Source organism: Psychrilyobacter sp. (assembly GCF_049671765.1).
GTDB lineage: Bacteria > Fusobacteriota > Fusobacteriia > Fusobacteriales > Fusobacteriaceae > Psychrilyobacter.
The window spans coordinates 1-6,656 of record NZ_JBATVM010000067.1; the positions used below are offsets into that span (position 1 = coordinate 1).

At 28.0% G+C, this 6,656-nt stretch carries 5 protein-coding genes; 1 reads left to right on the forward strand and 4 read right to left on the reverse strand.

Annotation, left to right across the window (positions count from 1 at the left end):
• Positions 1-799 (forward strand): SbcC/MukB-like Walker B domain-containing protein (locus WBG30_RS03535; protein WP_424503267.1); only part of this gene is annotated, 799 nt, incomplete at its 5' end.
• A 142-nt stretch (positions 800-941) separates the two neighbouring features.
• Here WBG30_RS03535 and WBG30_RS03540 read toward each other — a convergent pair.
• The 4 genes from WBG30_RS03540 to cas8a1 all read right to left on the reverse strand — a co-directional run.
• Complete coding sequence (locus WBG30_RS03540) at positions 942-2,483, reverse strand: alanine/glycine:cation symporter family protein (protein WP_424503268.1); 1,542 nt, start codon at positions 2,481-2,483, stop codon at positions 942-944.
• Positions 2,484-3,445: 962 nt separating this feature from the next.
• Positions 3,446-4,525 (reverse strand): CRISPR-associated protein Cas5, encoded by a 1,080-nt coding sequence (gene cas5 / locus WBG30_RS03545; RefSeq protein WP_424503269.1) that lies wholly within the window; start codon positions 4,523-4,525, stop codon positions 3,446-3,448.
• 2 nt (positions 4,526-4,527) lie between these two features.
• The gene (gene cas7i, locus WBG30_RS03550; RefSeq protein WP_424503271.1) at positions 4,528-5,427 is read right to left on the reverse strand and encodes a type I-B CRISPR-associated protein Cas7/Cst2/DevR; all 900 of its coding nucleotides are present in this window, start codon (positions 5,425-5,427) and stop codon (positions 4,528-4,530) included.
• The coding region (gene cas8a1 / locus WBG30_RS03555) for a type I CRISPR-associated protein Cas8a1/Csx8 (RefSeq protein ID WP_424503270.1) at positions 5,424-6,656 on the reverse strand (1,233 nt) is incomplete at its 5' end. The genes cas7i and cas8a1, both read right to left, overlap by 4 nt.

The window sequence follows — 6,656 nt, forward strand, 5'->3', positions numbered from 1 at the left end:
TTTCAACAAGGATATTAAAACTTATAGCGAGGAGATTATCAAACAAAATACTATAATTTCTGAATCTGAAAAATTTGAAAAATCAGTTCCTATAGATATGGATAAATTAAACGAAAAAAGCAAGTTATTGACCCAAGAGATTGAGGTAATAGATAACTTTATAAATGAAAAACAAGCTAAACTAAATAGTTTCATAAATCCTGAAAAAAAACTTCATGAAAGTAAAAAGATATTAGGAGATGAAAATAAACAATATAAAATTTTTAATAAACTCTATGAGATATCTATTGGTAAATATGGAGAAAAAAGAAACAATATAACTTTCCAAAACTATGTTCTAGCAGTTTATTTCCAAGATGTCTTAGATAGAGCTAACGACAGACTCAGTATAATGACAAATAATCAATACCATATGAGGCTAGATACTGCTAAAAAAGGAAATGCTGGCTCAGGATTAGAAGTTAATGTTTTTGATTCCCATACAGGAAAGGAAAGAAGTGTCAAAACTCTCTCTGGAGGAGAAACTTTTAAAGCGTCCATGGCTTTAGCTCTAGGTTTATCTGATGTGGTCCAAGCTCAAAATGGGGGAATAAAGCTTGATTCTGTCTTTATAGATGAAGGCTTTGGAACTCTAGATGAGGAGTCGCTTTCTGTAGCAATGGATATTTTGATAGAATTAAAAAGTAGTGGCCGAACTGTAGGAATAATTTCCCATGTCAATGAATTGAAACAAACAATCACCAGTCAAATTAGAGTAGAAAAAACCAATAGAGGAAGTAAAGCAAAGGTTATTTACTAAAAAAATATAATTATAAATTACCCAAGCATACTAAATAAACATATTGCTAAAAAGTAGAAATTATAATTTTTTTTAACAAATAGATTTTATTCTAAAAAAGCAAGTCGATAAATTTAATCGACTTGCTCTTTTTATTATTATTTTATGATATTTTTAATTTTGCTGAAATTCCATCTCCAACTATTATTTCATCTCTTCCTTCTTTTCTTATTTCATCCCAAACAGCAAAGTCTCCTTCTATCCCAATTTTGTTAGGATTAAAGTCCCACTCATCTTCTCTTCCTTCTTTCATTCTTAATTTATAATCTTTTAAGCAAGCAATTGCAGGTTTATGCATTATTAAAATCCCAACTATATTTATCCAAGCCATTATTCCTATTCCAATATCTCCAAAAGTCCAAGCCATTCCTCCTGCTGCCACAGAACCTGAAAATGTGAATCCAAGATACACTAATTTTGAAATAAATCTTATTTTTTTACCTTTTTTACTACCTTGAGTTAGATAAACTAGTGCTGTATCTCCATTCCAGAAAAATGCTAGTAGTGTAGTAAAAGCAAAGAATACAATAGCTATAGCAACTATATATGCTCCATAACCAATTCCAATATCTAAAGCTGTAGATGTATTAGCTGCTCCTACTGTTCCCATACTCATACTAGAAGTCGCACCCTTTCCTGCATAAATTGCCTTACCAGTAACTCCATCAAAAACTTTATATGCTCCTGTAATGATAATCATAAGAGCTGTAGCTGTACATACAAATATTGAATCAATATAGATAGAGAATGCTTGTATCAATCCTTGCTTAGCAGGATGCGATGTATCTGCTGCTGCTGCTGAAGCTGGTCCTGTTCCTTGCCCTGCTTCATTTGAATAGATCCCTCTTTTTACACCCCAAGATATTGCCGCTCCTGCTATCCCTGCAAAAGCTTCTTCTTTTCCAAATGCAGATTTAACTATCAAAGTTAATGATGGGATAATATCCCCTGCATTAAGTGCTAATACGATTACTGCAATGATTATATATATTACTGCCATAAATGGAACCACTATTCCTGCAAATTTTGCTAATCTTTTAGCTCCTCCAAAAACAATAACACTTAGAAATCCTATAATAGTCAACCCTGTTACCCATTGAGGAACTCCTACTGCTGTTTTTAAACTTCCCGCAATTACATTTGATTGAGTAGAAGGCATACATATAAGCATAGCCAATACTGTAGATAAAGCAAATAAATTTCCATACCAAGTTTTTCCACCTAATAATCCTTTTTTAAAGTAATAAGCAGGTCCTCCTCTGAATCCTCCTTCAAATTTTTCTTTATATAATTGTCCCAGTGTAGATTCTACATATGATGAAGCAGCCCCTAGTAATGAAATCACCCATAACCAAAATATAGATCCAGGTCCTCCCAATGCTATAGCTGTAGCTACTCCTGCAATATTTCCAGTTCCTACTCTTCCAGAAACAGACATACACATTGCTTCAAATCCACTTATTGAATCCTTAGATCTTTCCCCATCCTTAACATCTTTTCCTAATAATAATCTTATCATTTCCTTAATCATCATAAATTGAACGCCACTTGTTTTTAAAGTGAAGAACAGCCCTGCCCCTAAACAAAGATACACAAGCACCGGCGACCATACAATACTATTTAATCCATTAATTATAACTTCCATTAAAACCTCCAAAATAATTTCAACAATAAATATAAATTTCTTAATTTGAATCATCTTACTATTAGAAGTTTATCTTTAGTTTTACTTAATGTCAAACCTGAAACAGAACATTATATTTCATTTTAAATCACAAAATAAGGGTTATATACTATTGGTTGTGATTTTTTTGTCAAAAAATAATTTTTAAAATAATATAAAACAATACTTATATTTTAGTATGAAAATGCTTAAAAAATAATTTTTTTGTTTTAAAAAAACATTAAAAAAAAGTAATAATATTTAAAATAAAACGGTTACTTTCCAATTTTTTTTTATTTTTATTTTAATATCTTGTGTAAACCTATCAATAGATACATAAGTTTATTAAAAATAATATCGTAGCCACCATCATTATATTGAACTCTATAGTCATATTTAATTTATACTAATATAAGATAGTTTTATAATTTTTTTTAGTCTTAACGAAGTTATACGATAAAATGGTACTAACTCAAAAATAAACTATTTAATTTTATTTGTTTTCTAATCTTTTTATAAGTTTTTTTTAATTAAGTGAAACAGATAACAATTGTTTTGAATTTCATTTTCTTTTATTTTTATGTGTTTCTAATGTACTTCTAATGAATTTCTAATTAAAAATCACATATTTATATTTTATTTAACACAACTATAAAAAGACCAAATTATATAATTCGGTCTTTTTATACCCTAGTATAGAGTAACTTTTATAACTTTTTATTGATTATTTTTTCTAAAATTATTATTTTTTCTCTATTATTTATTTCAAATTTTCCACACTGGTTAGATTAATATAATTCTGACTATTTGCTAAAATCATTTTTACATCCCATATTTGGTTAGATTAATATAAAACAATTCTAATGAAGATTTGTTTAAAACTTTATATTTATAGTTCACACTGATTAAATTAATATAAATATTTATGATTTATATTTTGTTTTTTATACAAAATTAACAACATAATTTTTTATAGGATCTATATAAACATTATCGGTATCCTTATGAATACTATATTCTGATGTATAAATAACTACTTTTTTATTAAAAATTCTTTTGCTTTCACATATTTTATAATCTTTATTTAAAAAATATTTCGTTCCATTTTCTTTTTTTAATATTATATCATTTTCTTTTATTTTATTATAATCTAAATATGCAGAATTTTTAACAATTGAGTTCCCAAATTCATCTGTAACTTCTTCAGGCAACTTTTGAACCAATTCCACAGTTTCACACTCACTTATGTCTACAAAATCTTCACTTCTCCCAATAGATTTTAAATTATAGATATTTTCCTTTATAAGCTCTAATGTTTCATCATCTGTTTTAATATAAATTACTAAATTTACATTGTGTAAAATTTCATAGTATCTAATTGAAGTTGTTAAAGAACTATATTTTGAAATTTCCCTTATATAATTACTATATTCAAATTCTTTTAATCTTTGATTTATCTCTTTTTCTTTCTTTCTGATTTCTTTTTCTCGCAAAACTAGAATTTTATATCTCAATGACTTTTTTACTAAGTTTTTCTTCTTGTTTGCTATTGTTTTTTTTCTAGCTTTAAACATTATTTTCAACTTTTCTATCCTTGTTTTCTTAAAGTTTGAAACTTTATCATTTAAATTCTTTAATTCTCTGTACTCATCCAATAGATTTTTATTTTTCACCTCTATAGTAGTTCCTTTTCTAAAACTATTCCCCATACTTTTTTTTGCTACAGCTACCTTATCAAAAGCAGTAGAGATAATATTATTATTTTTCATTTTCACTAAAATTCCCCGGTCATCCATGATAGAGTTTAAAAAACAATAATCTGTATATGGTTGTTTAATAAGAGATGAGTAATTTCCTTGAATAGATAGATCCATAGGATGATATGTTTTAAAATTACAGGCATTATGCAGGGCCCCTATTACTGTTGAAAAAGGAGGTAACGGGTAGGTCATCTTATTAGTTATAGTTTCCTCCTTCTTGTAGTGTGCCTTATTTTGAGTTAATACTAATCTGAGAGCTTTCATGATTAGACTCCATAGTATTGATTGACTTCATCTTTTAAATTATCAAAGAAGTTAGACACACTTATAGGTTTTAATTCTTGAAGTATCTCAGTTTCATTATCTATACCATCTCCTTCTAAAAGTCCCACCTTATATCCTCTGTCTATCTTACTTTTTAAATCATTAGTTATCTTTAGTTTTCCATCTTTTATTCTGACAACATTTTCAAATTGGTGGGTCATCCTATCTGATAATCCTCCTACAATGAATATAGGTTCAGCATTATCCAAGTTTCCTTTTACAATTAAATTAAAGTTTTCAATAGTTTCTAACATAGAATTAACTCTACCTGCTTTCTCTTTTTTATTGGACTCTACATCAAAATTTTCATCTCTACCGATCATAGAAAGATCAAATGTGATTGAATAAATTTTTAAAGATTTATCATATTCATAGTTATATGGCATAAGCCCTGTTTTTTTAGCCGCATCTCTATCTTGGAGCTTTATATTATTAGCCTTTCCATATGTTCTTGCTAAATGAAGATTATTATGAAATCTTGCTTCATTTATAAATGGTTCACAGGCAACAGCGTCTGTTAGATAAAATGAACTTTTTCTTACATATGTAAGTTTTTTTTCCCCTACAGATGTGTTCATATATCCACCTTCTAAAGCCCTGCAATTACTTACATTTAGCTCTTCATTTACTTCTTTTTGAGTAGCTCCATCTACAGTTACTTTCAAGTCATCATACATTCCACTTTGTACCATCAATGAATTTTTTAAACTTTCCCTACTTCTAGTTGCATAGGTATTCCCATTTCTAAAAACTTTTTGTATCGAAGATACATTTCCTAATCCCTCTCCGTAGTTTGATGTTATATTGGCAATTACAGTTAGTGTTAATGCTTTTTTCACTATTCCCCCTCCCCTTTGAATTTTTTTTTCTCTCCCAATGTATTAATAAATGTATATGCTAAATTTTTATTTTCTTCAAAATTTTCAAATAGATCTACCGCAATCCCTATACTAACCTGTGCGTAGGTAGAAAGATGTAACAATATCTCGCACACTTTATTATAATCTTTTAACGTAATAGCACTTACAAGTCTTTGCTCATATGCTCTTATCTTGCGGGGATTATTTTTCAATGCTTTTTTTATTTGCATAGCAGATGCATAAGCTACCTTTTGTTTATCGGTCACGTCTTCCTCCCTATAGATCATTTCATTTATTGCTGTAAGATGTGATACAAAATATCCTCTATTTCTTTCCTTTAATAGTGTATCTAATAAGTCGTCTAACTTTATTCCATTTAAGATACTGTCCATTGTAATTTTTTCTAATTTTAAAAATTCATTCTTTATCTTACAAGGTTTTCTTAGAGCCTGTAATTGTTTTTCATCTATCCGACTAAATATCTTTCGAGCTTTTTCTCTAACATATATGGTTTCAAAATAATCTTTATTCCTTTCTTTATAGATAATCTCTACATCATAATCAATAAAGTTAAGTCCATCTCTATTAAATAAGTTATTTCTAATATTACTCTGTGGTTGATTATTCCATTCCCAAGTATTAGTTTTTATAAGTTTTTCCAAAATAAAATTATTATTTACAAAAAAAGCTTCCCTTGTTTTGGAAAAAGCAAATGGAATAAAATCAAATAATTTGTCATCTGAATACAATAAAGTAGATGTATCTCTCATATAAGCAATAGATTTTCCTTTTTTAATTGTGTCGATAGAGTACCCTTTGATTCTGCAAGAGCTAAGACATTCTTTTAAAAGATTATTTTCATTACAGAAATTATAGTACAAACTCCTCCCACCTCTAAAAGTCTCATTTATCAATAGCAATCTATTTTTATCTATAATTTTCTTTATTTCAAAATTATTTTTGCCATTGTATTCTATCCCTTTAAAAGTTTTTAGCATTATACTGTTACTAGATGTATTTTTTGATAGTTTTTGATTTACTGTTATTATCCTTTCATCCTCTCTTTCATCCTCCCAATTAATATCTAAAAGATCCTCTACTTTTTTAAGATGCATAGATTCTTTAAAATATTTTTCTGCAAAGAGTAGATATTTTTCATCGGTTATTTCTTTAGAGTTAAATTCTAGGTAATCATCCGTCTGATTATAGTC

Coding starts and splice junctions, on each gene's coding strand:
- cas5 (WP_424503269.1), bottom strand. CDS start 4,525: ATGAAAGCTCTCAGATTAGTATTAACTCAAAATAAGGCACACTACAAG.
- WBG30_RS03540 (WP_424503268.1), bottom strand. CDS start 2,483: ATGGAAGTTATAATTAATGGATTAAATAGTATTGTATGGTCGCCGGTG.